The sequence below is a fragment of the Sphingomonas sp. ID0503 genome, assembly GCF_048565625.1.
GTDB lineage: Bacteria > Pseudomonadota > Alphaproteobacteria > Sphingomonadales > Sphingomonadaceae > JBLZUR01.
This window is the reverse complement of record NZ_JBLZUR010000002.1, coordinates 1,899,428-1,926,118: the sequence shown is the minus strand read 5'-3', so window position 1 is coordinate 1,926,118 and position 26,691 is coordinate 1,899,428. Positions and strand designations below refer to the sequence as shown.

Genomic DNA, 26,691 nt, shown 5'->3' with positions numbered 1-26,691 from the left:
GTGTACCTTTTGATTAGGAATTGGTCAAACCATTCCTGTGCGGAAAATGAGTTGTGCTTTTGGCGCTCTCGCCAGCGAAATCATAGGCGGCAGGTAGCCTCGCGAGAACGTAGCCAGTCACTTCTTCATAATGACGTTTGACGGCATGGACAGCGCGTGCGGTGTCACCGGCTTTGATGGCGTCAAGGATTTCCAGCCGGGGTTGGATCAAGTCGATCTCGGTCGGCAGAGGCGCTGCTTCCAGAACCTCCTGCATGATGTCCGCGACCGAATCGATCAGCATGGCAAGAACGGGGTTCCCCGACGCCCGCCCGAGAATTCGATTGAACTCGAGAACAGGACCGATCGTGGCCATCGGATCGCCAGTGGCGACTTCACGTTCCGTCTTCCTTATGTTTTCCAACAGAAGTGTGTAGTCGGCGGCATCCGCGTGTGTGATCGCCAGTTCGACGGCTTGCGTCAGAAGATTGATCCGGACTACTGTGAGATCGCTGATCGGCATGCGACCCAGCAGGATCATGTCGCGAATGGAAGTGCTGACACCGCTCGAACTCTTCTCGCGAACGAAGGCGCCACCGGATGTACCCTTCGCGAACCGCAGCACACCGGACATCTCCAGCGTACGGAGCGCCTCGCGCACGGCGTGTCGCCCGACCTTGAACTGTTCTGCGAGCGCCCGTTCGCTTGGCAGCCGGCTGCCCGATACTAAGGTCCCCTCCTTGATCTGGAGAAGGATCGAGTCGCGAACCTGTTCGAACAAACGCACTTACTTCTTAGCTCCTCGTTCGCTCCAGCCTTATGACTGCACGGGATCCGGGCTCATAGTCGATTATACGAGCCGGAGCTAACGTCGGGCTGCCCGCGTCGTAAGGGGACGGATGCTTTCATCCGTTTTCGGAAGTGCGCAGTAGTGAGCGCGACAGATGATCGGGTGGTCGATAAGGCAACAACGCGATCAATCAACGCGCACCAGAGCGCCGACGCATAAGATAGGCTATGACGGCGTTGCGAGTGTGTGAGCGTTCGCCAGAGGGTTGGCGAGCGAAACACGAGCCAACTCATGACGTCCAGAGCGTCTCCTCGATTAAGGAGCGCCTGCGAAGGTTACGATCTTGCAGAGATCAAGATTCAAATGCCTGCCTCCGACACAAACCTGATAAATGACCTGAACGCCAAGGTCGAGAAATTCGACTTGGGATACGAGAGGTAATAGGATGGAGAGATCCCGAAGCAGTCCGGGAGAAGTTGCTCGATCGCCGCCTGAACATAAATGCTGCGGCCTTTTACTACGAGTACCGGGACAAGCAGCTGCGGGCCAAGTTCGTCGATCCTATCTTCGGCCCGCTGGATCGTCTGCAGAACGTTCCGAAGTCAAAGATAAAAGGCGCGGAGGTCGAGATTGCCGCGCGCCCGGTGAACGGACTCACCCTCTCTGCCGCCGCAACGTATCTCGATGCGAGAGTTAAAAGCTATCTGGGTTGACGTGCTCCCCTGATTGTTACCATTCAGAGGTAGAGTCCGGCTCCTTCATGATGGTTGGTTGAGTGTATGACAACCTGTCTGGGGGCATGCCCCCAGACAGGTTCGCCGGCTTTCTCGGCGGGTGTTCTCCCGCCCAGTTTCGAGTGCGGCCTGACGTGATTGTAGTCGTGCCGCCAAGCGTCGAGCACGAAGCGGGCATGGGCCAGCGACGTGAACAGCGTCTCATTGAGGCATTCGTCGCGCAGACGGCCGTTGAAGCTCTCGACGAAGCCGTTCTGCATCGGCTTGCCCGGGGCGATGTAGTGCCACTCGACCCGCCGCTCCTGCGACCAGGGCAGAATGGCCGACGACGTCAGCTCGGTGCCGTTGTCGCTGACCACCGTATGCGGCTTGCCGCGCATACCGATGAGCCGCGTCAGTTCCCGCGCTACCCGTACGCCCGACAGCGACGTGTCAGCCACCAGCGCCAGGCATTCCCGCGTGTAGTCGTCGACCACGCACAGGATGCGGAACCGACGGCTGCACGTCAGGGTGTCGGAGACGAAGTCCAGCGACCAGCGCTGGTTCGGCCCATCCGGCAGCACCATCGGTGCCCGGGTGCCCAAGGCGCGCTTGCGACCACCGCGGCGTCGGACTCGCAGGTTCTCCTCGCGGTATATCCGCAGCAGCTTCTTGTGGTTGGGCGTCATGCCTTCTCGCGCCAGCAGATAGCCCAGGCGCCGGTAGCCGAACCGGCGCCGCTCCCCTGCCAACTCGCGCAGTCGTTGCCGTAGAGGACCGTCATCTGGCCGTGACGACCGATACCGGATCACCCCGCGGCTCACGCCGACCAGGTTGCACGCCCGACGCTCGCTCAGCCCGTGATGCTCACGAGCATGGGCGACAGCGTCCCGCTTAGCGCCGGGCGTCACCATTTTTTTGAGGCCAGATCCTTCAGCACGACGTTGTCGAGCATCGCCTCAGCCAGCAGCTTCTTCAACCGGCTGTTCTCTTCCTCAAGCGTGCGCAGGCGCCGGGCCTCGGACACCTCCAGGCCGCCATACTTCGACTTCCACTTGTAGAACGTCGCCGCGCTGATCCCGTGGCGACGACACACATCCGCCGTCGCCATGCCCGCTTCCTGCTCCTTCAAGATCGCGATGATCTGCTCTTCGCTGAACCTGCTGCGCTTCATCTTCGTCCGACTCCTTCGCGTCGGACTCTACTCAAAATCGGTCACATTTCAGGGGAGCACGTCACGGCTGGCCGAGCTAAGCCATAGATCCGGTTTATGACGCCCATGAACGCTGCCGGGCTAGCGACACAGGAGCTCATACGAGAACATCACGCCGGACGGCTTGTTCGAAGCGCTGACAATGTCGTGGGCATGTTTGCTGAGGCGCCTCCGTTTTGTGTAGTGCCGGAGCACGATCGTCAAATGCTTGCTGCCACGGGGTGACGGGAGTGCGCTTGCGTTCGTAGAAGGGGTGTGCATGAAGCGGTTCTTAGGGTTTTCTCAGGTGATTGTGGCCGCTTGCTGCTCAATCGCGGTTGCAGCTGCGGAGCCGGAGAAACAAACCCTGTCGGTGCCCGGTTATGCGAATTTCGCGGAGATCGATGCCCGCGACAACAGCGTCTGGATCAACAATGAAGACCGCATCGAACACTGGTCGACCAAGGGCAAGCTGGGCGAGCTGGTAATGGGCAAGCCCTGCGGCGCCATATCGCTGATCGGCGGCGATCTCTGGGCGGCGGACTGTAAGGACGGCACCCTCAACCGCATCGATACGGCGACGATAAAGATCACCGCCAAGATAAAGACCGGTCTTGCCAGCCCCGGCGAGTTCAACGTCACAGTCGGGGCAGGCTCGCTCTGGGTGCCCAGCGACACAAAGGGGCTGATCAGCCGCGTCGATCCAGAAACGCTGAAGGTGATCGCCAGGATCACCGTCGATCCCGACAGCTGGTACCTCGTCTTCGGATACGGGTCGCTCTGGGCGGCGAGCGGGCCGCATAGCAGCCTGCAGCGGATCGACCCCGCGACCAACAAGGTGGTCCACAAGATCAAGGTCGGATCGGAGCCCGGCTTCCTCGCCGCCGGCGAAGGCGGGATCTGGGTTCAGGAGCAAGGCGACGGCACGGTCGCGCGGGTCGACCCTGCGACCGGCGAGGTGAATGGCCGCATCAAGATCGGTGCGAAGCTGAAATGGGGCGAGGTGACCGCCGGCGGCGGGAAGATCTGGCTGCGTACGACCGAAGACCAGATGTTCGTCGTGATCGACCCCGACACGCTCGCGATCAAGGCCCGCATCGGTCCGCAGATCGGCAGCGGCGCACTACGCTATGTCGACGCCGGGCTATGGACGACCGAGCACGACATCCAGACCATGACCTGGTGGCCGCACCCCGAAAAGATCGGCAACTGAAGCCATTCGTCGCTAGACCCGGATGATGAGCGACACGCGGCCGCAACCGCCCACAGCCAGGCTGATCGCCGACGGCCTGAAGCTTTTGCAGGCCGGGCGCTTCGCAGACCTCTTGCGGAGCGTGCCGCAGGGTTCCGTCGATCCCCGCTTTCAGGTGCAGAGGGCCTACGCCCACGCGGAACTCGGTCAGGTCGCATATGCGCTGGCCGAGGCGGATCGCGCGATGAAAACGCCGATCACCGAATTGTGGGCGCTCGACCTGCTCGGCAGCGTCTTCACGCGGTGCCACAGGCCGACACAGGCGTACGAGGCCTTCACCCGCGCCGCGCAGGTCGCGCCGAACCGGCCGGAGGTCCTGTTCAACCTCGCCACGGCGGCCGCCTTCCTCGGCCTTACCGATCAGGCTGAGCAGGCTTATGACCGGATCATCGCCGCCTCGCCGGATCGAGCGGAGGCCTATCTCAACCGATCTCAGTTGAGACGCCAGTCCGCGACGCGCAACCATGTCGATTCACTCGTCTCGGCACTCGGCCGCGATCCGCTGCCCTGGCAGAGCGAGGTCTATCTGCGATACGCGCTCGGCAAGGAGCTGGAGGACCTCGGCGATGACGACGCGGCCTTCGCCAGCATCGCACGAGGGGCCGACGTCCGGCGACGGCACATGCGCTATTCGGTGGCCGAAGATATCGGGGCGATGCAGCGTATAGCGGCCGTGCACGACCGGAATTGGTGCGCATCGGCGCGATCGGCCCGTGACCCGAGCGGCCCCATCTTCGTCATCGGCATGCCCCGGTCCGGTTCGACCCTGCTCGAAAGGATGCTGGGGCGGCACACGCAGGTCCAGTCCCTGGGCGAACTGCCCTTCTTCGGTCAGGCATTGGTCGGTGCGTTCCGCGACCGGATGGGGCGCATGCCCGGCAGCAAGGCCGAGCTGATCGACTCGAGTGCGGGTCTCGACATGTCGGCGATGGGCAAGGACTATCTGTCGATGGCAGCGCCGCTTCGCGATCGGCGGCCGCGCTTCGTTGACAAGCTGCCGATCAATTTCCTCTATGCGGGGCTGATCGCCCGCACCGTCCCGGGTGCCACCCTCCTCCACATTCGCCGCAATCCGCTCGACCTGTGCTTCGCGGTCTTCAAGACGCTGTTTCGGGACGGGTATCCTTTCTCCTACGATCAGGCGGAAATGGGGGCGTATCATCACGCCTATCGGGCGTTGATGGACCATTGGCGGGAGGCGCTCGGCGAACGGCTTGTCGAGGTCGATTACGAGGCGCTGGTGTCACAGTCGGAAGCCACGATGGAGGCGCTCCTTCCCCGGCTCGGCCTCGGTTTCGAAGAGGCCTGCCTCCATCCTGAGAAGGATGCCACGGCCGTGATGACCGCCAGCGCGGCGCAGGTCCGCGCGCCGATCCATGTGCGGTCGGTCGGCTCCGCCGCTCGCTTCGCCCACCACCTCGCCCCGCTGCGCGCCGCCCTTGGCGAAGGGCCGTGGGCATAGACCAAATCAATGTCTCGCATGAAGATTCACGTTCTAGCGCGATGCAGCGAGCTTGCGACAAACGTTGCGTGGGGCTGCTCTCGTCACGGGTGAGAGCGGGGGAAGCCGGGGCCATCCCCGGCGACACTTACACATGGTGCTGACAGGAATGCAGGATTACGTTCTTCCTCTCGTCGATATCTCGCGGCTGTCCAGTGACAGCTTCGAAGACAGGCTGAGCGTCGCCCGCGATCTGGACCGCGCCTGCGTGGAGGCGGGGTTCCTGTACATCAAGGGTGCGCAGTTCGACGCCGCCTTGTTCCGGCGGCTGGTGACGCGGGCGAAGAGCTATTTCGCGCTCGACGAAGCGACCAAGATGCGGAGCTATATCGGCCTGTCCGAAAACCACAGCGGCTATGTGCCGGTGGGTGAGGAGCAGTTCGGCGTCGGCACCTACGACCTGAAGGAAGCCTACGACGTCAATTACGATTGCGACGCAGCCGAGGAGCGTCGCCCATTAATCGGGCCGAACCTCTGGCCGGACATGCCGGGATTCCGGGACGATGTTCTGGCTTATTATCGCCACATCAAAAGGATCGGAGATCAACTGTTCCGCGCCTTTGCGATCGCCTTGGGCTTGCGGGAGGATCACTTCGACGCCCATCTTCGCCATCCACCAAGCCAGCTGCGCCTGATCCATTACCCGCATGATGCGAGCGCCCAGGATCGGCCGGGCATCGGCGCGCATACCGATTACGAATGCTTCACCCTGCTCTTCGCGACCGCGCCGGGCCTGCAGGTCGTCGACAAGCAGGGCGAGTGGGTCGACGTGCCCCTAATCGAGGATACCATGATCATGAATATCAGCGACATGATGGAGATCATCTCGAACGGCCGTTACCTGGCCACGAAGCACCGCGTCAGGAAGGTCAAGGAGGAGCGCTATTCCTTCCCGCTCTTCTTCTCCTGCGACTACGATCACGTCATCGCCCCGATCACGCTGGGCGAGGCGCCACGGTATCAGCCGCTGAAATGCGGGGAGCATCTCTACAACCAGACCGCGCAGACCTTCGCCTATCTCAAGCGCCGGGTCGCCCGGGGCGAGGTCGTCCTGAACAACGCGGTTCCGCTCGACTCCTTCGGCCTTCAGGAAGGGGGGGTGCGGGCATGACCCTGGCCGATCTGCTCGATCGCCTGCCCCGCAAGGAGATCGAAGGCCTCGCCTTCCCGCGCAACCTGCTCGGGACGTTCCGGCGGAAGAGCATCAGCTTCTGCACCGGCGTCACCGACGAGACGACGATCGTCTACTGGCTCCAGTCCAAGAGCTTCAGCCTCGATCTGCGACTGTCCGAGGTTGCGGGCACGCCGGTGACCGAGCGGCAGGGTTGGGTCGGCGACACGCTCTGGGACGATCGCACGCGCCAGCTCTCCTGGGAGATCGCGAAGAGCTACCAGCCGCGCAACCAGTGGCCGGAGCCGGCCAAGTTGAGCTTCATCGGCAACTGCGTCCTCGAATTCGCGCCTTCCGGGGCCTATGTCGAGGATTGGCGCCAGAAATCCTGCGCCGGGCCGTTCCTGGGCCTACGCCTAGTCAGCGCGATCAGCGAGGCGACCGGGCAGGAGTTCCAACTGGACGGCGGCCTCGTCATCGCCGGCGAACATGCAGCCTTCGCACAATCACGCCTGCCGAGGGTCGACGCGGCGCTGCAGCGCGCGGCCAGCCTGGAAGAGGCACTGTCAGACGGCATCGCTACGGAGGCCGAGATCGAAAGTTACGAGGTTTCGGTCGCGATCGGAGGACGGACCATCACCTACAGCACCCGTTCCGACAGATACGGCAAGGCGATCGGCGCGGGCGACTTCTCGATCCGGTCGGACGGCCTTGTCGCGCAAGAAGGGATCGTCGGCGGCGACCCTTGCGTGCTCCTCTATGAAGTCGACGTGTTCGAACCGGAGTTCGCCTTCGATACGCAGACGCCATCGACGGTGGAGGGGGCCGACTGGATGGAGCAGGAAAAGCGCCACCTCGCCCGCCATGCCGTGCTGGTGAGCTGAAGATGAAGAAGGTTCTGCGGGTCAGAAGTGTCGGCGATCGTCAGGAGATTTCCTATGGGCGGTAGTGAACAGGTCTACGATATGGCTCCGGCAGGTGGAAATGCGGTAGCGGCGGCTTTTCGTCCTGACGAACCTGTCACGCATCGGCCCGTTGGCGCGGTCAAGCGGGCTATCTTCAAGTATCTGCAGCCCGCGATGCTACTGGGCATCCTGGCGTTCTGGTCCCTGGCCCCCGATTGGGTGACGGGCAACGCCTGGGTCGGCGCCAGTGCCGGCACGGTGATCATGGCGACGATCATGGCCCTGGAATGGGTCAACGAACGCCATGCCCATTGGCGGCTGACGGTGCGGGAGTTCCTGGAGGGCGCGTTCTATATCGTCTGCAACCGTTATGTCTTCGGCGCGGTTGCCGCGGTGATCCTGTACGACCCGCTGAGCGCCTTCGTGGATCGCTATGGCCTCAGCACCGAGCTCGCCAAAGGACTTCCATTGGCCGTGCAGGTCCTGATGCTGATCTTCATGCACGAATTCGTGCAGTACTGGTTCCACCGGCTGCTCCACAACAATGGCGTCCTGTGGGAGGTTCATGTCCCGCATCATTACATCACGCAGATGAACACAATGAATGCAGCGGTCGGAAACTGGGCCGAGATCATCTTCCTCGGCCTGACGCTGGGGATATTCTTCGAGATGCCGAAGACCGCGATCCTCTGCGCCGGAAATATTGGTGGCGCGGTCGCCTATTTCGCCCATTCCAACATCCGCTTCGATCCGCCGCGCTGGTACTCGTTCTTCTTCACGACCATCGAGCATCACAGCCTTCATCATTCGCTGGATTACGATGAGACGCGCTGCAACTACGCGAACGAACTGATCCTGCTGGATCGCATGTTCGGCACGTATCGCGAGGGGGAGGCCGTGCATGTCGGGCAGGACAATCAGCGGCGGCTGTCGATCTGGCAGCAGACGATCTGGCCCTTCCTGCCCTACATGGCGCGCGCACGGGCACGCTGGGGCTGACCTGCAGCCGTGAACTGAATGCCCGGGATCGCATGCACCGGGCCCGGAATATTAAGACCGATCTCACCGCTGCCCGGCGGTGAAGTGTCCCGGCACGACCGAGGCAGGTGCCGACAAGAACTCACAAGAACGCAGGCGGTCTGATTTCCGATTAGAGAACGGATACAGCCCGACCGGGAAGAAAATCAGGAGAGGAGATCAGATAACTCGAAAAGGGGGTCTACCGATGGCTGCAAACAAGTTCCGTTTGATGGCGCGCGCCAGCGCCCTCGCAATCCTCACCTCTGCCGCCCTGCTCGGTGCCGGACAGGCGAGTGCGGAGGAGGCCGCCGCCCCCGCCGCACCGGCCGACGAGGGCCTCGGCGACATCGTCGTAACGGCGTCGCGCCGTCAGACGACCACGCTGTCGACGCCGATCAACATCTCCGCGCTGGGTGGCGAGGACCTGGAGAAGCGTGGCGTTTCCGATTTCCAGGATCTGAGCCGCGCGGTCGCGGGCCTCGTCTACAACAGCGCCAGCATCCGGGACGGCGGCGCCAGCAGCTTCATCATCCACGGTCTCAACCTCGACGCGGTGAGCTCGGGCGGTGAACGGCCACAGGCGACGGTCGCGCCCGTATCGGTCTACCTTGGCGAGACGCCGGCCTTCGTCAACGTTCATCTGGCCGATATCAAGCGGATCGAGGTTCTGCGCGGGCCACAGGCGACTCTGTACGGCAATGCGTCCATCGCGGGCACCCTGCGCGTCCTGTTCAACGAACCCGACGCGACGAAATTCACCGCCGACGTCTCCGGTGATGCCGGGTGGACGCAGCATGCGGGCGGACCGAACTATACGATCGACGGCGTGGTGAACCAGCCGTTGGCGCCGAACCTCGCTCTCCGCGTAGCGGGCGGGTACACGTTCGTTCACGGCTTCATCAACGCGCCGGCGCTCTATGCCCTCGACGGGGCCGGAAAGCCGCTCCTCGCCGACCCCTCCGATGTGATCCACAGTCTTCCGGTGCGGACGTCGAAGAAAAACGTCGATGACAGCGAACTCGCCTATGTGCGCGGCATGCTGAAGTACGAGGACGGGCCGCTGAAGCTGCTCGCGACCTATCAGCATCAGTACGAGCATTCAGATGGTCCCGATCAGGACAGCTATCCCGGCGGCGCGGCGCCGACAGCGTTCTCCAACGCGGTCGACTACGGCGCGACCCATCCGTTCCAGAACGACAACTTCGACAGCGTCTTCAACCCGGAATTCGATGAGTACGAGACCGGCAGCTTCATGCTCCAGCCGCTGAAGCGGAAGGTCGATCTCGGCTCGCTGGAGTCGTCCTACGACTTTGGCTTTGCCACACTGACCAGCGTTTCGTCGGGCTATCGCACCGACAGCACCGCCACCAACGACAGCACGGCCGGCTATCAGAAGACACTCGGATATTTCTACGCCGGCTATCCGCGCATCTTCGTGCCCAGTGTTCGCGACTATAACGAGAAGGCGTTTATCCAGGAGGTTCGGCTGGTCTCGGCGGGCGACGCGCCGCTGACCTGGAGCCTCGGCGCTTTCTTCATGAAGCAGAAGAGCCATCTGGTCAGCACGGACTACAATCTCGGCTACACAGATTATTTGAACGCCTGGGGTGATTGGAACACTGGGACGGACGTCGGCTACATCTACGAACGGAAGATGGACTTCACCGATCTCGCCGCATTCGGTGAGCTGACCTACCATATCACCCCGGCTCTCCAGCTGACCGGCGGCGTCCGCGTCTTCAAGCAGAAGCTGGACATCACGGCGATGAACGCTCTCCCGATCTGCGGCTTCTACTGCTCGTCAGACGGCGTCGATCCGATGGGTGTCGTCCTGGCATCTGACCAGCAGAAGAAGACCAAGGCCCTGTTCAAGGTCAACACGTCCTATACCTTCGCCAACGACACGCTGGCGTACTTCACGTTTTCGCAGGGTGTGCGGCGCGGCGGGGCCAGCGGCATTCCGACCACCGGACCATTCGGCGAAGACCCGGCCTTCCAGTTCTACCAGCCGGATTCCGTCGACAATTACGAGGTCGGCCTGAAGGGACGCGTCGCGCGCCGTTTTGAGTACTCGGTGGCCGCTTATTGGGTGGACTGGAAGGATCCGCAGGTCAACGTGAGCACACCCGTCGGCGGGTTCCCGGCCGGCGTGAACGGGTCGACCGCCCGCTCGATCGGCGTCGATGTCGAGGCGCATCTGCTCGTCACCGACCAGATCAGCCTGACCGCCAATTACGGCTATAACGAATCCAAGCTGACCGGCCCGATCACGGTCGGGGGGCGCAGCTATGGCGGCGATGATGCGAAGCTGCCCGGCACGCCGCATCATGTCGCAAGCGTGTCCGCGAACTACGACCAGCCCTTGGGTGACGATCTGGTGCTGAACGGTCAGGTGAACGTCAGCTACCGCAGCGGGATCTCCACCTCCCTCACCCCGCGCGCGAATGTCGACCTGCCGGGCTTCACCATGGTCGGTGCGTCGATCGGCCTGAGCAAGGAGGCCTGGCGCGTCAGCCTGTATGGCGAGAACCTGGGCGACGTCCGGGGCGTCCTGTCGGCGATCAGCACGCAATCGACCGACGTGCGCGGCATCAACAATCGCCTTTCCCGGCCGCGCACCTTTGGCTTACGTTTCGCCGTCAAATATCATTGATCGGCTTGGTTCCGCGACCGGACGGGTCGCGGAACCCCTTAACGTCGGGGGTTCGCGCGCAGGCGCCGGATGATCTCGTCCAGGAAAAGCTGCGCGGCCGTGTCCCGAGACGGTGACAAGCGAGCGAGAAGGTACATCTCGTAGGACGGTGCGATGTCATCGGAGAGCAGCGGCCACAGTCGGCCGCTCCTGACCCCCTCGATCGCCGCCATGGTCGGCAGGAACCCGATGCCTACTCCAAGCGTGATCAGGCGCATCGCCTCGTGGATGTCCTCGGCCAGGCCGTTCACCACCGTGCCCAGCCGGTATCGTTGACGCAGACGCGTGATCGTTTCGACTTCATCCGCGCCCGTCAGGATGAATCCCTCCTGCCCCAAGTCGACGATCTTCTCTATCTTGTGCCGGAAAAGCGGGTGGGATCGTGCGCAGTATAATTGCTGAGTTTCGACGAAGAGGGGCTCGTACGTCAGAGTACTTCGCACCGCGCTGTCATAACCCACGCCGAGTTCCGCCTCGCCACGTTCTAGCGCGTCGAGCACCTCCCGCCAGGGAGAGACACGTATCTCGATCCGGATCGAAGGATGGCGTCGATGCAGACTGGCGATTGCCTCGTCGAATTCAGCCGAGATAACGGACGAGACGACCTGTATTCGCGCCAACCCCTCGACCTGCTTGACGGCCTGCGCGATCTGGTGAGGCGCCATGCGGGCGGCCTCGAACATATCCTCGCAGATCAGCAGGAGTGCTCGGCCGGCGGCAGTCAGTTCGATTCCCGTGGCGCCACGATTGAGCAGCCGGGCACCGGCATGGTCCTCCAGCCGCTTCAGCGCGGCGCTGATCGTCGGCTGCTGCCGGTTGAGCCGCCGTGCCGCCGCGCCGATCCCGCCCGCCTTCACTATGTCGACGAACAGCCGCAGTAGGTTCCAGTCGACATGTGCGGCGAAGTTCGCGTTGAATCGGAGGGGTTGGGTCATCTCCAATCTTCTGGGGCAACGGACAGCCTGTACCTCACCCGCCACGCCATCAAAGGCCGGTCGCCGCAAGCTTCATGTAGGTGGGATCGAAGCGTAGCTTGATGTTCGCCTTATCGCCCAGAACCTTTCCGCTGGGAAATTCGATGCCAATCGCATCCACGGATCTGGCGGCGGGACCGAACAACCCCTTCGAGAAGCTGAACTGCCGTACGCGATCGGTGACGGTCATCAAATCCGCGCTTTCCGCGTAAGTCGCCGCCTCCCGGGCACTGGTATAGAAGTAGGTTGTCTTGATCTGCCCCTGCAGGCTGTCGGCCGTCGTGCCCGCACCCCTTGCCATTTGCGCAAGGGCGAAGTCCGAGCTGGCGTCTCCCTTGGCAATGACCGCCATGGTTTCGTACCAGATACCCGCCAGCGCCTTGCCGAGATCGGGATTGGCGTTCAGCACATCGGTGCTGACGTTCATCACATCAAGAATCTCATTTGGGATCATCGAACTGTCGAAGACCTCCACCGCGCCGCGCTCCTTTCGGATCTGCGCAAGCTGCGGATTCCAGGCAGCGACGGCGGTCACCTCGGGGGTCGCGAAGGCGGAGATCATGTCCGCATCGCCGGTGTTGATCGTCTTAACGTCGGTCAGCTTCATGCCTGCCTTCTCGAGCGCCCGCGCGAGCAGGTAGTGCGAGACCGACAGTTCAACCAGGTTGACGGTTCGCCCTGCGATGTCGCGCACTGACCGTCCATTTTTCAAGACGACGCCGTCGTTCCCGTTGGAGTAATCCCCGATGATGACGACGCTTGTATCTCGTCCCCCTGCGGCGGGGATGGTCAATGCGTCCATCGTGGTTGCCAGAACGCCGTCGAGTTTCCCGGCCGTGTACTGGTTTATTGACTCAACATAGTCGTTGACCTGAACAAGACTAACCTTGATTCCATATCTTTCAGACCATTTCTTCACAAGACCGGATTTCTCGGCATAGTACCATGGCATGAAACCGGTGTAGATGGACCAGCCGATCAGGAATTGGGTCTTCTTACCGCCCGAAGCATTCTGCTTCCCGCCTTCTCCGCAACCCGTGAGAGGCATGAGGAGGAGTGCCCCCGCCCGCATCAGAGCGTCGCGACGGCTTACTAGGTCTTTCTGGATCACCTTACGCCCCGATTTCCGATCATGACCGCACGGTACCAGATGGAGGCCATGATGGAAGTTTCGCAAATTTAATGAAGGGCATAATCTTGATCTATGGATTATAGCGTTAGCCGAGCCGGCGACCAGCGCGCGTCATGTTGCTCCAGGACCGGCTCGAAGTCGTTTCACTGCTGATATGGAGCGCTCGGGCACCGCTGTCAGCTAAACGAGCCTTCGCCTCGGGAGCGGACGGTCTGGATTCGACGTCTGGCAAGGGATCGTCGCGGCGTTTGAACTGCCCGTCGATAGCCGAAGGAGAGTCCAGAAGAAGGTTGAGCTGGTAGGGTCTTGCGCCTGCTGCACTGCACGCTAGCGTGTGAGCAATCGGCTTCCGGCGGCGAGGCGAAGTTCGGAGCTGCCGTATGGCTCTTCGCTAGAGGGCGCATGTCGGGGCCGGGTTAGGGTGAACGGATGATCATCGCTGCGGCCGCATCAAAGAACAGGCGAGGGGACGCGTGCCCAGCGGGACCGGCTTGCAGTGGCGAAGAGAACAGATGCCTTATTTTCGATGAGCTGGGATTAGAGTTGATTTGACAGCCGCTCCGCCAGTCGCGCCACGCTTGCTGGTGTCGTGGGCACTCCGGAATCACGCGGGGCGGCCTTTTGATGCCGCCAGCAATCTTCGAGACTCGCAATCGCGCTCTCCAGCCGCAGCCACACCGACGCGCGATTACGCGGATAGGTGTTGTAGAGGCGGCTGGGTCGAAGCGCGGGAAGTCTGCCGGGCAGGTCGGGCGGGCGGAAGGATGGTCGCCATCCGCCCGTCCCGGCACTTAAACCGGTTCATTCCGCCTGAACGATGTTCTCGATCGCGCCGATCCCTTCGACTTCGACGCGGACGACGTCGCCCTCCTTGAGCCACTTGGGCGGCTTCATCACCGCCGCGACCCCGGCCGGCGTGCCTGTGAAGAAGATGTCCCCCGGCTCCAGCGTCATCGCCTGCGACAGGAAGGCGATCTGGTCGTAGCAGTCGAAGATGAAGTGGCGAGTGTTGGAATGCTGGCGCTCCTCGCCGTTGACGAGGCAGCGGATGTCGAGGGTGTGGGGGTCGACCTCGTCGGCGGTGACGATCCAGGGGCCGAAGGGTGCGTGGGTGTCGAACGACTTGCCCATCATTACCTGGCTGGTCTTGAACTGCCAGTCGCGAACGGAAACGTCGTTGCCGACACAATAGCCGAAGATCACCCCGGCCGCGTCCTCCTTGCCGACGTGACGGCCGCGCTTGCCGATCACGAAGACCAGCTCCGCCTCATAGTCGAGGGCTGAGGAGACCTTGGGCAGCTGGATCGGCGCGTAGGGATCGTTGACGCTGGTCTGCGGCTTGGAGAACCAGAGCTGCTCGGTCGGGATCTCCATCAGGCCCTTCGCCTCGTCGGCATGGTCGGCGTAGTTCAGGCCGATGGCGAGGATCTTGCCGGGCCGCTCGATCGGGGCATGGAGCGTGACGTCGGCCAGCTTGTGATCGGGTGTCGTGCCGCGAAGCGCCTCGACCTTCGGCTTCAGGTCATCCCAGCCTTCGATCAGGGCGATCATGGCCGTCGGTGCTTCGGGAAGGTGGCTGGACAGGTTGATGATCCCGTCCCCTTCGACGATCCCGATGGCGCGTACGCCGCCATTGACCGAAAACGATGCGATTTTCACAGGCCTCTCCTCCGTTCATGTCGAAATCGATACTAGGTGGTGCAGCCGTCTTGCGCAAACGGTCAGTTCCGCATAGCCTCAACTTAAATCAGCATAAGCCGCCGAAGGTGACGGTAAGCAGGAGAGTGTCGGATGGTCGAGGGCAAAGTCGTCATCGTAACGGGCGCGGGGTCCGGCATCGGTCTGACCACGGCCGCATTGCTTGCGACCAACGGCGCCAAGGTGGTGGTGGCCGACATCAACGGCGACAATGCGACCAAGGTCGCAGACGATATCAAGGCCGGCGGCCATGATGCGGCGCCCGTACAGGTCGATGTCACCGACGAGGCGAGCGTCGCCGCGATGGTGAAGTTTGCGGTCGATACCTACGGCCGCCTCGACGGCGCGCACAACAACGCGGGTGTCGAGATGGTCAACAAGCCCATCCACGAGATCACCGCCGAGGAATGGAAGCGCGTCATCGACGTGGACCTGACCGGCGTGTTCTACTGCATGAAGCACGAAGTGCTGGCTATGAAGGAGACGGGCGGCGGATCGATCGTCAACACCTCATCCGGGGCGGGTATTCGCGGGCAGGTGAACGCCGCCGATTACGTTGCGGCAAAGCATGGCGTGCAGGGCCTGACCAAGGCGGCGGCGAGCGAAGGCGGCGCGACCAAGATCCGCGTCAATTCCGTCAATCCCGGCCTGATCATGACACCCATGGCGAAGGACCGGCTGATGAACGATCCGGTTTTCTCCAAGGCGCTCGACTACATCCTCTCACGCCATCACATCGGGCGCTTCGGCGAGACGATCGAGGTGGCCCATGCGGTCATGTGGCTGCTGTCCGACTACTCGTCCTTCGTGACGGGATCGCCCCTGTTGGTCGACGGCGGCTACGCGATCTGATCCTCTCACCGGAGTACTGCCGATGCTCACCGATCCACGCGGTGCACCGGATGCAGCGTTCATCGAACGCGTGCGATCCACCTATCAGGTCGAGCCGGAAATCGATCGCGTCCTGACCCGCAAGCTGAAGGGGCGCGCCGGACCTGAATACGTGCCGGTCCCGCTGGAGCGTCTGGTCGACGGTGTATCGAGCCTTATCGCGGCGGAGAGCGGCGCGGACTTCACCATCGCCAATGCCCGATGGCTCTCCGGCGGTGCTTCGAAGCTTCAGATGGCGTTCGATCTCAACTGGCGCGGGCCGGACGGTTCAGGCCCGGAGCGGACCGAGCCGATGGTCCTGCGTATGGAACCGCCCGAGGCGATTGTGGAAACAAGCCGCCTGCGCGAGTTCGAGGCGATCCAGCTGATGACCGGAGTGGTGCCGGTGCCGCCCTGTCACTGGGTGGATGAAGAAGGCAAACATCTGCCGCATCCGGCACTCGTCTACGGCTTCGCCCAGGGAACGACCAAGCCCTCGACGCGTCCGTCGACGCAGGTGACCGGCATCGGCACCAACTTCGGTCCCGAGCTGCGGCAGGTGCTCGCCACCCAGTTCATCGATGATCTTGCCGCGATCCATACGGTGTCGGCGGACCGTTTGGCGGAACTGAAGAGCTTCGCGCCCGCCGTCGTCGGATCGAACGAAAGCGTGTTGCGGCAGATCGCATGGTGGCGCCGCGTCTGGGATGAGGACCGGCCGGAGGACGTGCCGTTGGTGGACGTCGCCGCGCGCTGGCTGATCGCCAATGCGCCGCCGCTCGACCATGTCTCGCTGGTCCACGGAGACTATCGCGCGGGCAATTTCCTGTACGACGAGGCGAGCCAGAAGATCACGGCGTGGCTCGACTGGGAACTGGCGGTACTGGGCGACCGGCATCAGGACCTGACCTGGACAACGGGCGCGCATTTCGGTCACTACCACGAGGACGGCCGCACCTTCCTCGCTTCGGGTCTCGTGCCCGTGGACGAGTTCTATCGCCGGTATGAGGCCGCATCGGGGCTGCCGGTCGATCCGGTGCGACTGCGGTACTACCGGATCTTCAACGATTTCGTGTCCTGCGTCCACATGCTCGCCACTGCCGCGCGCGTGGCACGCGGCGGCAAGACGCATCAGGACGTGGTCGTCGGCTGGCTGTCGATGATCGGCAATGTGATCGCCGGCAAGCTGCGCGACTCGCTGGCGGAGGTGGTACGATGATCCCCGACCTCGACCTTCAGCTTCAGGTGGTCCTGAAGGCCTTGCGCGACACGGTGATGCCAGCGATCGAGCCGGCGCAGCGCATGGCTGTCGAACAGCTCGGCCTGTCCATTGCTACCTTGGCAATGGTGCGCGCGAGGCTGCCTTACGCCGCTGCCCGAGAGTGGCAGGATCTTTCCGACGCCGTGGCGCTTGCGAAGGCGGTTGCTTCCGACCGGCTGGCGAGATCGATCACGCACGGCGAGGCGCTGCTCGCCAAGGTTTGTCCGGAGCCGCGGGCGCTGACTGCAGCTCGCCAGGCAATTCTGACGGAGGTGAGCGCGGAGGTGAACGACGCTCAAGGCGATCGCGCCGAGGCGTTGATGCGGATCGTGATCGAGAAGTCGAAGCCATCGACCGATCTGGCGCGCGCGTGGAGCAAGGTGGCCGGCTTCGAGCCGGATCCGGCGGAAGTGCCGGAGCTTGAGAGTCTGCTCGCCAAACCAGCGAGTGCAGCTGTTTGAAGCGATCCGGCGGCGCTGTTGAAGCCGCCACCCGCCCGATCATCATCGGGTCGTCCAACGTGGCAAACTGGCCACACGATCAGCTAATCGATGGAGTGCTGCGCTTTTCTTTCTAGAGGAAGCCGATCTGCTATTGTCCAACCGGTCAGTCTGAAGTAGCTCCTGAGATAAGAAACGGCTTCACGCCGTCTTACCAGGAGGGGATTGCATGATGACGTCACGTCTTACGTTCACGCTCGGAACCTCGCTCGCGGCGCTGCTCATCGCGTCTGCGGCGGGTGCGCAGACGAGTGGCGGGTCGGGTACCGGCGCACCGGCCGGAACCCCGGCAGGCGGCGGTGAGCCCGAAGCCGTGTCCGCCGGAGTGGCGGGCGCGAGCGGCGCGCCGGCGGCAGACACGTTCTCCGAAGGCGACATCGTCGTCACCGCGAACAAGCGCGAACAGAATCTCAGCAAGGTCGGCCTGTCGATCACCGCTGTCGGCGCGGAGCAGCTCGCCACGCAGCGCATCGTGACGGTCGCGGACCTCGCCCAGGTGACGCCGGGCATGACCTTCGCGCCGACGCCGAACGCGACCCCCGTCTACACCATCCGTGGCGTCGGCTTCTACGAAAGCTCGCTGAACGCCTATCCTGACGTCAGCCTCTATTTGGACCAGGTGCCACTCTCGCTGCCGATCATGTCCGCCATGACGGCGTTCGATCTTGAGCGCGTCGAGGTGCTGAAGGGACCGCAGGGCACCCTGTTCGGCAACAACGCCACCGGCGGCGCCATCAACTTTGTTGCTGCCAAGCCGACCAAGGAATTCAAGGCAGGCGCGGAGCTGAGCTACGGCCGGTTCAACACCTTTGACGTCGCGGCTTTCATCAGCGGGCCGATCACCGATACGCTGAGCGCGCGTCTGGCCGTGAAGGCGGTGAACGGCGACGAATGGCAGCGGAGCTACACGCGCGACGACAAGCTGGGCAAGCAGGACAATATCGCAGGCCGCTTCCTCCTCGACTGGAAGCCGACGGACAGGCTGAGCTTCGAGCTGAACCTCAATGCCTGGCGTGACCAGAACGACCCGCAGGCACCGCAGCGTATCGGCTATACGCCACAGAACGACGTGTCGGGCATCCCGGCCGGTGGCACCGCGCCGGTTCCGTTCCCGCAGGCGACGTACCCCAACGCGCCCAGCAATGCCCGCGCTGCGGACTGGACGCCGGGCGATCGGCCCTATTCCAACAATCGCTTCAAGCAGGCGAGCCTGCGCGCCGACTATGATCTCGATTTCGCGACGATCACGTCGATCTCCGGCTATTCGGACATGAAGTTCGAGAATGCGACCGAGGGCGGCGGCACCGCTCTGCGCGACCTCGATCTTCCGTTGGACGAGGGTCACATCAAGTCGTTCACCCAGGAACTTCGCATCGCCGGCGACGTGTCGAAGCCGCTGCGTTGGGTTGTCGGCGCCAATTACGAGCGGACGACGGTCAACGAGCTTACCTTCCTTCGTTTCACGGACACGTCGTCGACCTACGTGAACGGCTTCACTGGAGCGGCTTACGAGACCGACAGCAAGATGCGGAACTACGCCGCGTTCGCCAATATCGAGTATGACGTGACCGAGCAGATCAAGCTCAAGGGTGGTATCCGCCAGACGAAGGCGAAGCGCGATTTCACGGCGTTCAATGGCGACAATCGGCGCTTCGATATCTCAGATCAGATCACGTTCGGCGGGCAGCAGAGCCTCACCTACGCTCAGTTCTTCAACCTGACCTATCCGGCGATCTATGGCGCAGGCAACGTGCCGGTCATTCCGCAGTTCGGTTCGATCATCATCGATAACCGCGTCAACGCCGACGGCACACCTGTCGACTCCAGCACTTACCTGAAGCCCGGTCTTTTCAACGGCAAGCTGAACGAGGACAGCACGTCGTGGAGCGTCGGCATCGACTATGAGCCGGTTCCAGAGGCATTGCTCTACGTCAACGTCTCCAAGGGCTACAAGGCGGGGAGCTTCCCGCATCTCTCCGGCGCGATCTACGACGCCTATGAAGCGGTGACGCAGGAATCGATCCTCGACTACGAGGCCGGGTTCAAGCTGCAGCTGATGGACCGCAAGCTGTCGATCAACGGTGCCGCTTTCTACTACGACTATCGCGACAAACAGCTTCGTGCGAAGTTCGTCGATCCGATCTTCGGTGCGCTCGACAGGCTGGTCAATGTGCCGAAGTCGAAGATCAAGGGGGCCGAGATCGAGATCACGGCGCGTCCGGTGCGTGGTCTGGTGCTCACGGGTGCCGCGACCTATCTCGACGCCAAGGTCAGCAAATATGACGGCGTCGTGGGCGCCGCGGTGGACCCGGCTACGGGTCTCCGCGTCGCGGTCACGGAATCGTTCAAGGGCGTTCGCCTGCCGTTCTCGCCGAAGCTGCAGTACACGCTGCGTGCGGATTATGGCTTCCCGCTCAGCGACGACCTGAAGGGTTTTGTGGGTGCCGGCGTGAACGGACAGACCAAGTCCGCGGGTGTTCTGACCACCTTCGGGGTGGATCCGGACCTGTTCCGGATCAACGCGCGCGCCTTGGTCAACGCCAATCTCGGCTTCGGAGCGGCGGATGAGTCCTGGCGTGTCTCTGTGTGGGGCAAGAACATCTTCAACAAGTACTACTGGACCAATGCAGTCCAGGCGTATGACACGGTTGTCCGCTACAGTGGCCGGCCTTCGGAATACGGCGTGACCCTCGGCCTTCAGTTCTAAGGCGGATCTCCAAAGAAGAAAATGCGGGCGCGGTGGCGAGGGCTGCCGCGCCCGCATCGTTTTCGAACAATGAGGTAGAAGATGATCGACCTGTTCTTCGCGACCAGCCCCAACGTCTACAAGGTATCGATCGCTCTGGAAGAGATGGAACTGCCTCATCGGCTTGTTCCGGTCGACCTGAGCCAAGGCCAGCACCACGATCCCGCCAAGCTGGGCGGCGGCGTGACGGGTAAGGTGCCGGTCATTGTCGACCACAGTCCAGCGGACGGTCAGGGACCATATACGGTCGTCGAATCCGGTGCGATCCTGCAGTATCTGGGCGAGAAAACCGGGAGGTTCCTGCCCAGCACGATGCGACAGCGCTCAGACGTAATGCAATGGCTGTTCTGGCAAGTTGGCGGCATCGGGCCGATCGGCGGGCAGACCTGGCATTTCCGCATGTTCGCGCCGAAGATCGCCCCGCACTTCGACAACAGCTATGCGATGAGCCGATACGACACGATGTTCGCAAAGCTGTGGCGGACGATGGACGATCGTCTGGCCGATCGCGCTTATCTCTGCGGTGATTACTCGATCGCCGACATGGCGACGTTCCCCTGGGTGGCTTATCTCGAGCCGCAGGACGGCATCGATGCTTATCCGAACGTGCGCCGCTGGCGAGATGCGATCGCCGCGCGGCCGGCAGTGCGCGCCGCTTATGCGAAGGGTGAGGCGATCGACACCGGATATGAGCGCAACGAAAAAGGTGTGTCGCTCTTCCCCTGGGAAGGGCTGATGCAGCACGTCATCGCAACCTGATCCGCCGCAACTTGCAGGTCAGACGAGACGGATCAGGCGCTTGCCCAGATTCTCGCCGCGATAAAGGCCGGCCAGGGCGTCCGGGCACGCCTCGATGCCGTCGAGTATCTCCTCGCGATAGCTGAGCTTTCGCTCGCGTACCCAGGTCGCCAATTGCGCCACCGCCTCTTCGTATCGATCCATGTGATCGAAAATGACGAAGCCTTCCATGCGCGCGCGCTTCACCAGGAGGTGGCGTTCGACGCGCGGGCCGGTGGGCCAGTCCGCCCAGCTCTGGATGGCGGCGGTTCCGCAGACCACCACCCGCGCGCGGTTTGCGAGATGGCGGTAGACCGCGTCGCTGATCGCGCCGGCGGTGTTGTCGTAATAGATGTCGATGCCGGACGGGCAAAGCTCTGCCAGGCGCCCGCCGATGTCGTCTTCGGCATAGTCGATCGCCGCTTCGAAGCCGAAGGTCTCGGTGCAAAGGCGTCTTTTCGCCTCCCCCTTGGTGATGCCGATCGCGCGACAGCCCAAGATGCGGGCGATCTGCCCAGCCGCCGACCCCACCGCGCCGGCGGCGGTCGAGACGACCACCGTCTCACCGGCGCGAGGTTGGCCGATGCCAGTGAGCGCCAGATAGGCCGTGACGCCGTTGATGCCGAGAACGCCGAGCGAGAGCGAGGAAGGCAGGTCCCGTTCCGCGATCTTGCGGACGATCGCTCCCGCCGAGACGAGTGCGTAGTCCTGCCAGCCGAACCAGCCGGTCACGAGATCGCCGACCGCGTAGACCGGGTCGTTCGAGGACACGACCTCTCCGGTGGCAAGCGCGCGCATCACCGACCCGATCGGCACCGGCTGCGCGTAATTGCCAGCATCCGCGATCCATCCGCGCATCGCCGGCTCGACCGAGAGGACGTGATTGCGGATCAGGATCTCGCCGTCCCCCGGTACAGGAACGGGCTGTTCATCGATCTCGAAGTCTTCGGCCTGGGCGACGCCGGTGGGACGGGAACGGAGCAGGACACGGCGGTTCGACATCGGTGACCTTCTTGTTGCCGAATCACGAGAGCGTTGCGGCGCGATGCATGTTGTCGCCGAACATGTTGGACCATTGCTCGACGGAAAGCTTGGCTCGGAGCTGCGTGTTGCCGACGGGTAGAGCGGTCGCGGGGTTGGTGGTGGCGCGGATAACGGCCGGACGCCGGCCAACCGCTTCGATCCAGCGCGCGACGGCGGGGAAGTCGGCCATGTCGATGCCGAGGAGGGGACTCGCCCAAGTCCAGTGCCAAGTTGCCATATCGGCGATCGTGTACTCGGTGCCGCCAAGCCACGCGCTTTCATTCAGCCGGTATTCCAGCACATTGAGCAGGCGCACCACCTCCCGTCGATAGCGCTCGACACCATAGTCCTGACCCTCGGGCGCGTATCGGACGAAATGATGGGCCTGGCCGTTCATCGGCCCATGGCCGGCGACCTGCCAGACCAGCCATTCGATCGTTTGCCACCGCGCAGATCCGCCTGCCGGCAGGAAGCGGCCGGTCTTTTCGGCAAGGTAGAGGAGGATGGCGCCGGTTTCGAACACGGTGACCGGCTCTCCACCGCCCGCCGGTGCATTGTCGACAATGACCGGCAGCTTGCAATTGGGGTTCAGTCGGCGGAACTCGGCGGTGAGGTGACGTCCCTCGAACAAGGGATAGTCGATCACCTCATAGTCGAGGCCCATTTCCTCGAGCGCGATGGCGATCTTCATACCGTTCGCCGTGGCGACGTAATGAAGCGTGATCATGTCAGTTCTTGCGGAGTGTCGGGGTGAGGTTTTCGCGAACCCAGCGCCTGAAATCGATCGGTTCGCCGACGAGCCGCGTGAGCGTGTCGGTGCTGTCCTGCTCCGTTCGCGTGCTGAGCCAAGTGTAAAGGCCGACGCCCTGCGGCCAGCCTTCCTTCAGCGCATCGAGCGGCACAGGGGACGCCGTAACGGGGCGGCCCACCTCGTCGCCGATGATTTCGGCCATGGCGCCAAATTTGACAAGATCGGCGACGAGGTCGTAAGCCTTACCGGCATGGGCAGCCGGATCGGCGAGCACGGCCACCGCTGCCCGCCCGATATCCTCAGCCGAGACAAGGCCTTGCGGCTTTTCGGGCGGGAGAGCCATCGCGATCACGAGGTTGCCGTCCTGCTCCTGCACCGGGAAGTAGGTGAGGAAATTGTCCATGAAGAGGCCGGGGCGGGTCACTGTCCAGGGGAGTTCGAGTTCGGCAATTCTCTCTTCGATCGCGCGCTTGGAGCCGACGCTGAGCACGCCGCGCGCACCTTCGACAAGGGCCGACTGATAGACGAGATGACCGACACCCACCTCGGCCGCGGCATCGACTACGCCGATGCCTTGTCGCGCCTGGCCCGTGTCCCAGCGGTTGCCGAGCGAGGGCGTGGCGAGATAAACCGCGTCCGCACCTTCGATGGCCTTGCGTACGCTGGTAAGGTCGTCCAGGTCTGCGGCGACGGGCTCGGCGCCCGCGGCGGCTGCGCTTCGTGCTTTGTCCGTGTTCAGGTCCCGCGTAACGGCGCGCACTTTCCAACCCGCTTTCAGCAGATGGCGCATCGCACCGCCGCCCGAAGTTCCGGTTGCACCGAAGACGGTCACGGACTTGCTCATCGAAATTATCCTCCTCATCGGACACGCCTTGCCGATGAACAGTCAGGGTTGCAGCTTCCTGATCATCGGTCAACCATCCTGACCGTAGTGTCAGTCATCGGTCGGTAGTTGCGGCTTCGGCGTGCATCTGTAAACCAAACGGTCAGCTTTACGGCGAGGGTGAGAAATGGAAGGTCTCCGCGATAATCTTTTCAGCTTCGTGCTTCCGGGCCAAGTCGCTAGCCCGCGTGACGCAATCGGGCAGGCGGCCGATGCCGAGCGGATCGGTCATCGCGGTATCGTCCTGTCCGAACGCTGGGAGAGCAAGGAGACCGCGTCGGTACTCGGCGCATTGGCGGCAACGACCGAGCGGGTGATGTTGATGGCGGGTATGACCCACTACACCACCCGTCACCCCCTCGTTCAGGCCGGTATGGCGCAGACGCTTCAAATGCTGAGCGGCGACCGCCTCATACTCGGCTACGGGCGAGGCGTGCCGGCCCACTTCCCCAAGCTCGGCATCAGGGTCCTCGATTACGAAGGCATGGCCGATCACGTCGCGATCATGCGGAAGCTATGGGCGGGCGAGACCGTGCGCTACGACGGCCCGGCGGGAAGCTATCCGGAAATGCAGCTCGCGATGAGCTATGATCGTCCACCGCCGATTATCATCGGCGCGATCACCCCTGAGTCCCTGAAGCTCGGGGGCGCGCATTTCGACGGCGTGGCGCTCCACCCGTTCCTGACCGTGGAAGGAACCGCACGCTCGATCGAGATCGTCAAGGAAGCCGCGCGGGGAGCAGGGAGGGACCCCGAGAGTATCGTCATCTACTCCACGGTAATCGTCGCGCAGAACACCATCGATCAAGGCCAGCGCATCGACATGGTGGAGGCACGCGCCGTCTCCTACTTCATGCATGGCGGTATCGGGGGCGCGCTGGTCAAGGCAAATGGCTGGGATGAGGCGCCGGTTCGCCGCCTTGTCGAGGCGGATATCGCCAAGCTGGAGTACGAGAAGGGCGCGATCTCGGACAAGCGGAGCCGGATGGCGGCCATGGCAAGCCTCTTGCCGGAGCATTGGATTACGGACGGCGCGGCGGTCGGCACGGTCGAGAGTTGCGTCGCGCGGCTCGAAGCGTATCGCGATGCGGGTGCCCACGCGATAATCCTGCATGGCTCCACACCGGCGCAGCAGGCGGTGCTGTTCGACGAACTGGCTGCGGCCTGAACCTCAAGGAACCGCGTCCCATCACGCGTGCTTAGCCGGAATGGGCCACGCAGACCTTCTTCGTCCGGGTTGGTGCAGCCGCCGGGTGACCGCGAACGAGATCTCGTTTCATCTCGTGGAGGCAGGCCCGAGCGACGGCGTGCCGGTGTTCTTGCTCCACGGCTTTCCCGAGTTCTGGTGGGCCTGGCGCCACCAACTGACCCCCCTGGCGCAGGCCGGCTTTCGCGTCATCGCGCCTGACCTGCGAGGATACAATCTCAGCGACGCGCCGCGGGGCCTCGCCGCTTACCACATCGATCTTCTGGCGGCTGACGTTATCGGGCTGGCAGACGTTCTCGGCATGGAGCGTTTCCACCTTGTCGGGCACGACTGGGGTGGCGTGATCGCCTGGCAGGTCGCTGCACGCTATCCCGAGCGGTCGAGACGGATGGTCATCCTGGACGCTCCGCATCCCGATGTCTGGGCGGTGCAGGCGGTCAAGCATCCACGTCAGGCGATCCGCAGCAGCTACGCGATCTTTTTTCAACTTCCTTGGCTTCCGGAGATCGCTCTTGGCGCCTTCCGATATGAAGCCCTTCGGAGGACGCTTACAGGTTCGGCGCGCCCGGACGCATTCGAGACGGGCGCGGTCGACAGGTATGTGGAAGCCTGGCGACGTCCCGGGCACCTTACGGCCATGCTGAACTACTATCGCGCGCTTCGTAGGCGTCGCCCCGGCAAGTCAGCGGTGGTGAGGGTGCCGACCCTGGTACTCTGGGGCGGCAAGGATAGCTTGCTTGGACAACATGTCGCGGAGGCGAGTGTCGAAAGATGCGAGGACTGCCGGTTGCATGTCTTGGATGACGCCACTCACTGGCTTCATCTTGAAGAACCGGAGCGGGTGAGCGGGCTGATCATAGGCCATCTCTGCGCGTCCCACCCGCGCTGACTACTTCGTCCGTACCGACCAGCCAGGAGGGAGGTGGGCCGGGAAGGTGTTCAGGCCTGCGCCGTCGATCGCCTCGACAGCCTCGGTGATGATGGGCGCGAGCTTGCCCATCGACGGCTTGTGCGCTGCCTGTTCGATCAGCAGCAGGGCAGCCGGCGTATTGGCGCGATCGAACAGGCGGACCGCTTGGCCTGCATCGACCTGCTCGTCGGCGCCGCCGTGAACGACCAGCACGGGTTCGTCCACCTTGCGGATCGCGGCGAGATTGTCCCAGGCGTCAGGTAACAGCCGCCGGAGATAGGCGGGGGCGGCGTCTTCCAGTTTGTCGAACGTCGACAGGCTGATCACGCCCGCGACATCTTCGATCGCCGCGACGTGAAGGGCGACGGCTCCGCCGAGCGAGTGACCGGTCAGGTAGATGGCGGCGTTCCGGCCGACGATCTGGCGGGCCAGTCTGACGAAGGCTTGTCCGTCCCGGAGCAGCGCTTCCTGGTTCGGTTCGCCGGGATTGCCGCCGAAGCCGCGATAGGAGGCGACCAGCACATGATCGCCATGGCCCGTCATGTACTCCGCATATTTCGCGCCGACGCCCTGATGGGCGCCGCGTCCGTGGAAGAAGATGATGACGTCACGGTCCTCGCGATCGCCGCGCCAGAAGTAGCCGGTGAGGGCGAGACCATCCGTCGTCTGCGCGTGAACCTCCGCCGGCAGGGCTGTCGTCCAATCGGCCAAGTCGACCGGATCGGTGCTCGCCTTGTAGAGGTTGCTCCGCATCATGGCGGAACACCCGGCGATCAGGCCGGAGGCCGCGAGGAGGCCGTGACG

The 26,691-nt window shown here is 63.1% G+C and carries 23 protein-coding genes; 14 read left to right on the top strand and 9 right to left on the bottom strand.

Annotated features, from left to right (window positions below; genetic code table 11):
* Positions 1–13: 13 nt before the first annotated feature.
* The gene (locus tag ACM608_RS10405; RefSeq protein WP_419683157.1) at positions 14–766 is read right to left on the bottom strand and encodes a FadR/GntR family transcriptional regulator; all 753 of its coding nucleotides are present in this window, start codon (positions 764–766) and stop codon (positions 14–16) included.
* Positions 767–1,245: 479 nt separating this feature from the next.
* Here ACM608_RS10405 and ACM608_RS10400 point away from each other — a divergent pair, with 479 nt between their 5' ends.
* Entirely contained in the window at positions 1,246–1,482 is a 237-nt protein-coding gene (locus tag ACM608_RS10400; protein WP_419683156.1) for a TonB-dependent receptor domain-containing protein, read from the top strand.
* 23 nt (positions 1,483–1,505) lie between these two features.
* Here the strand turns inward: ACM608_RS10400 and ACM608_RS10395 are convergent.
* A protein-coding gene (locus ACM608_RS10395) for an IS3 family transposase (RefSeq protein ID WP_419683155.1) occupies positions 1,506–2,656 on the bottom strand; the annotation gives its coding sequence in 2 pieces (ribosomal slippage) (positions 1,506–2,404 and positions 2,404–2,656; 1,152 coding nt in all).
* 391 nt (positions 2,657–3,047) lie between these two features.
* Here ACM608_RS10395 and ACM608_RS10390 point away from each other — a divergent pair.
* From ACM608_RS10390 to ACM608_RS10365, 6 genes are all read left to right on the top strand, one after another.
* The gene (locus ACM608_RS10390; protein WP_419683154.1) at positions 3,048–3,887 is read left to right on the top strand and encodes a glutaminyl-peptide cyclotransferase; all 840 of its coding nucleotides are present in this window, start codon (positions 3,048–3,050) and stop codon (positions 3,885–3,887) included.
* A 25-nt stretch (positions 3,888–3,912) separates the two neighbouring features.
* The gene (locus ACM608_RS10385) at positions 3,913–5,388 is read left to right on the top strand and encodes a sulfotransferase (protein ID WP_419683153.1); all 1,476 of its coding nucleotides are present in this window, start codon (positions 3,913–3,915) and stop codon (positions 5,386–5,388) included.
* A gap of 148 nt (positions 5,389–5,536) precedes the next feature.
* Positions 5,537–6,538 (top strand): isopenicillin N synthase family dioxygenase, encoded by a 1,002-nt coding sequence (locus tag ACM608_RS10380; RefSeq protein WP_419683152.1) that lies wholly within the window; start codon positions 5,537–5,539, stop codon positions 6,536–6,538.
* Complete coding sequence (locus ACM608_RS10375) at positions 6,535–7,422, top strand: hypothetical protein (RefSeq protein WP_419683151.1); 888 nt, start codon at positions 6,535–6,537, stop codon at positions 7,420–7,422. Before ACM608_RS10380 ends, ACM608_RS10375 begins: the two co-directional genes overlap by 4 nt.
* Positions 7,423–7,476: 54 nt before the next feature.
* The gene (locus ACM608_RS10370) at positions 7,477–8,442 is read left to right on the top strand and encodes a sterol desaturase family protein (RefSeq protein WP_419683150.1); all 966 of its coding nucleotides are present in this window, start codon (positions 7,477–7,479) and stop codon (positions 8,440–8,442) included.
* A gap of 226 nt (positions 8,443–8,668) precedes the next feature.
* Positions 8,669–11,116: a TonB-dependent receptor gene (locus ACM608_RS10365; protein WP_419683149.1), complete on the top strand. Its 2,448-nt coding sequence runs from the start codon at positions 8,669–8,671 to the stop codon at positions 11,114–11,116.
* A 38-nt stretch (positions 11,117–11,154) separates the two neighbouring features.
* On the opposite strand, the gene ACM608_RS10360 is transcribed toward ACM608_RS10365, so the two are convergent.
* The 3 genes from ACM608_RS10360 to ACM608_RS10350 form a co-directional block, all read right to left on the bottom strand.
* On the bottom strand, positions 11,155–12,090 hold the full coding sequence (locus ACM608_RS10360; protein ID WP_419685164.1) for a LysR family transcriptional regulator: 936 nt from the start codon (positions 12,088–12,090) through the stop codon (positions 11,155–11,157).
* A gap of 49 nt (positions 12,091–12,139) precedes the next feature.
* Complete coding sequence (locus ACM608_RS10355) at positions 12,140–13,201, bottom strand: putative urea ABC transporter substrate-binding protein (RefSeq protein WP_419685163.1); 1,062 nt, start codon at positions 13,199–13,201, stop codon at positions 12,140–12,142.
* 861 nt (positions 13,202–14,062) lie between these two features.
* Positions 14,063–14,920: a fumarylacetoacetate hydrolase family protein gene (locus ACM608_RS10350; RefSeq protein WP_419683148.1), complete on the bottom strand. Its 858-nt coding sequence runs from the start codon at positions 14,918–14,920 to the stop codon at positions 14,063–14,065.
* Between the two features lie 132 nt (positions 14,921–15,052).
* On the opposite strand from ACM608_RS10350, the gene ACM608_RS10345 reads away from it, so the two are divergent.
* From ACM608_RS10345 to ACM608_RS10325, 5 genes are all read left to right on the top strand, one after another.
* Positions 15,053–15,811 (top strand): SDR family NAD(P)-dependent oxidoreductase, encoded by a 759-nt coding sequence (locus ACM608_RS10345; protein WP_419683147.1) that lies wholly within the window; start codon positions 15,053–15,055, stop codon positions 15,809–15,811.
* A gap of 22 nt (positions 15,812–15,833) precedes the next feature.
* Positions 15,834–17,048 carry a phosphotransferase family protein gene (locus ACM608_RS10340; protein ID WP_419683146.1) on the top strand — a complete coding sequence of 405 codons (1,215 nt, stop codon included), beginning with the start codon at positions 15,834–15,836 and terminating at the stop codon, positions 17,046–17,048.
* Positions 17,045–17,551 carry a hypothetical protein gene (locus ACM608_RS10335; protein ID WP_419683145.1) on the top strand — a complete coding sequence of 169 codons (507 nt, stop codon included), beginning with the start codon at positions 17,045–17,047 and terminating at the stop codon, positions 17,549–17,551. The genes ACM608_RS10340 and ACM608_RS10335 overlap by 4 nt, the downstream gene beginning before the upstream one ends.
* A 211-nt stretch (positions 17,552–17,762) precedes the next feature.
* Entirely contained in the window at positions 17,763–20,297 is a 2,535-nt protein-coding gene (locus tag ACM608_RS10330) for a TonB-dependent receptor (protein ID WP_419683144.1), read from the top strand.
* Positions 20,298–20,378: 81 nt separating this feature from the next.
* Positions 20,379–21,095 (top strand): glutathione S-transferase N-terminal domain-containing protein, encoded by a 717-nt coding sequence (locus ACM608_RS10325; protein ID WP_419683143.1) that lies wholly within the window; start codon positions 20,379–20,381, stop codon positions 21,093–21,095.
* Positions 21,096–21,113: 18 nt separating this feature from the next.
* Here ACM608_RS10325 and ACM608_RS10320 read toward each other — a convergent pair whose 3' ends face one another.
* From ACM608_RS10320 to ACM608_RS10310, 3 genes are read right to left on the bottom strand one after another with little or no spacing between them, the layout of a single operon-like run.
* A complete protein-coding gene (locus ACM608_RS10320) occupies positions 21,114–22,115 on the bottom strand; it encodes an NADP-dependent oxidoreductase (protein WP_419683142.1) in 1,002 nt (333 codons plus the stop codon).
* A gap of 22 nt (positions 22,116–22,137) precedes the next feature.
* A complete protein-coding gene (locus tag ACM608_RS10315) occupies positions 22,138–22,863 on the bottom strand; it encodes a glutathione S-transferase N-terminal domain-containing protein (RefSeq protein WP_419683141.1) in 726 nt (241 codons plus the stop codon).
* Position 22,864: 1 nt separating this feature from the next.
* Positions 22,865–23,731, bottom strand: coding sequence for an NmrA family NAD(P)-binding protein (locus tag ACM608_RS10310; protein ID WP_419683140.1), 867 nt, complete (start codon positions 23,729–23,731; stop codon positions 22,865–22,867).
* Positions 23,732–23,897: 166 nt separating this feature from the next.
* On the opposite strand from ACM608_RS10310, the gene ACM608_RS10305 reads away from it, so the two are divergent.
* A complete protein-coding gene (locus tag ACM608_RS10305; protein ID WP_419683139.1) occupies positions 23,898–24,938 on the top strand; it encodes a TIGR03857 family LLM class F420-dependent oxidoreductase in 1,041 nt (346 codons plus the stop codon).
* A gap of 85 nt (positions 24,939–25,023) precedes the next feature.
* Positions 25,024–25,866 carry an alpha/beta fold hydrolase gene (locus ACM608_RS10300; protein ID WP_419683138.1) on the top strand — a complete coding sequence of 281 codons (843 nt, stop codon included), beginning with the start codon at positions 25,024–25,026 and terminating at the stop codon, positions 25,864–25,866.
* On the opposite strand, the gene ACM608_RS10295 is transcribed toward ACM608_RS10300, so the two are convergent.
* Positions 25,867–26,643, bottom strand: a complete 777-nt coding sequence (locus tag ACM608_RS10295) for an alpha/beta hydrolase (protein WP_419683137.1) — start codon at positions 26,641–26,643, stop codon at positions 25,867–25,869.
* Positions 26,644–26,691: the final 48 nt, after the last annotated feature.

Coding starts and splice junctions, on each gene's coding strand:
- ACM608_RS10385 (WP_419683153.1), top strand. CDS start 3,913: ATGAGCGACACGCGGCCGCAACCGCCCACAGCCAGGCTGATCGCCGAC.
- ACM608_RS10380 (WP_419683152.1), top strand. CDS start 5,537: ATGCAGGATTACGTTCTTCCTCTCGTCGATATCTCGCGGCTGTCCAGT.
- ACM608_RS10375 (WP_419683151.1), top strand. CDS start 6,535: ATGACCCTGGCCGATCTGCTCGATCGCCTGCCCCGCAAGGAGATCGAA.
- ACM608_RS10370 (WP_419683150.1), top strand. CDS start 7,477: ATGGGCGGTAGTGAACAGGTCTACGATATGGCTCCGGCAGGTGGAAAT.
- ACM608_RS10365 (WP_419683149.1), top strand. CDS start 8,669: ATGGCTGCAAACAAGTTCCGTTTGATGGCGCGCGCCAGCGCCCTCGCA.
- ACM608_RS10360 (WP_419685164.1), bottom strand. CDS start 12,090: ATGACCCAACCCCTCCGATTCAACGCGAACTTCGCCGCACATGTCGAC.
- ACM608_RS10355 (WP_419685163.1), bottom strand. CDS start 13,201: ATGCGGGCGGGGGCACTCCTCCTCATGCCTCTCACGGGTTGCGGAGAA.
- ACM608_RS10345 (WP_419683147.1), top strand. CDS start 15,053: ATGGTCGAGGGCAAAGTCGTCATCGTAACGGGCGCGGGGTCCGGCATC.
- ACM608_RS10340 (WP_419683146.1), top strand. CDS start 15,834: ATGCTCACCGATCCACGCGGTGCACCGGATGCAGCGTTCATCGAACGC.
- ACM608_RS10335 (WP_419683145.1), top strand. CDS start 17,045: ATGATCCCCGACCTCGACCTTCAGCTTCAGGTGGTCCTGAAGGCCTTG.
- ACM608_RS10330 (WP_419683144.1), top strand. CDS start 17,763: ATGACGTCACGTCTTACGTTCACGCTCGGAACCTCGCTCGCGGCGCTG.
- ACM608_RS10325 (WP_419683143.1), top strand. CDS start 20,379: ATGATCGACCTGTTCTTCGCGACCAGCCCCAACGTCTACAAGGTATCG.
- ACM608_RS10320 (WP_419683142.1), bottom strand. CDS start 22,115: ATGTCGAACCGCCGTGTCCTGCTCCGTTCCCGTCCCACCGGCGTCGCC.
- ACM608_RS10315 (WP_419683141.1), bottom strand. CDS start 22,863: ATGATCACGCTTCATTACGTCGCCACGGCGAACGGTATGAAGATCGCC.
- ACM608_RS10310 (WP_419683140.1), bottom strand. CDS start 23,731: ATGAGCAAGTCCGTGACCGTCTTCGGTGCAACCGGAACTTCGGGCGGC.
- ACM608_RS10305 (WP_419683139.1), top strand. CDS start 23,898: ATGGAAGGTCTCCGCGATAATCTTTTCAGCTTCGTGCTTCCGGGCCAA.
- ACM608_RS10295 (WP_419683137.1), bottom strand. CDS start 26,643: ATGATGCGGAGCAACCTCTACAAGGCGAGCACCGATCCGGTCGACTTG.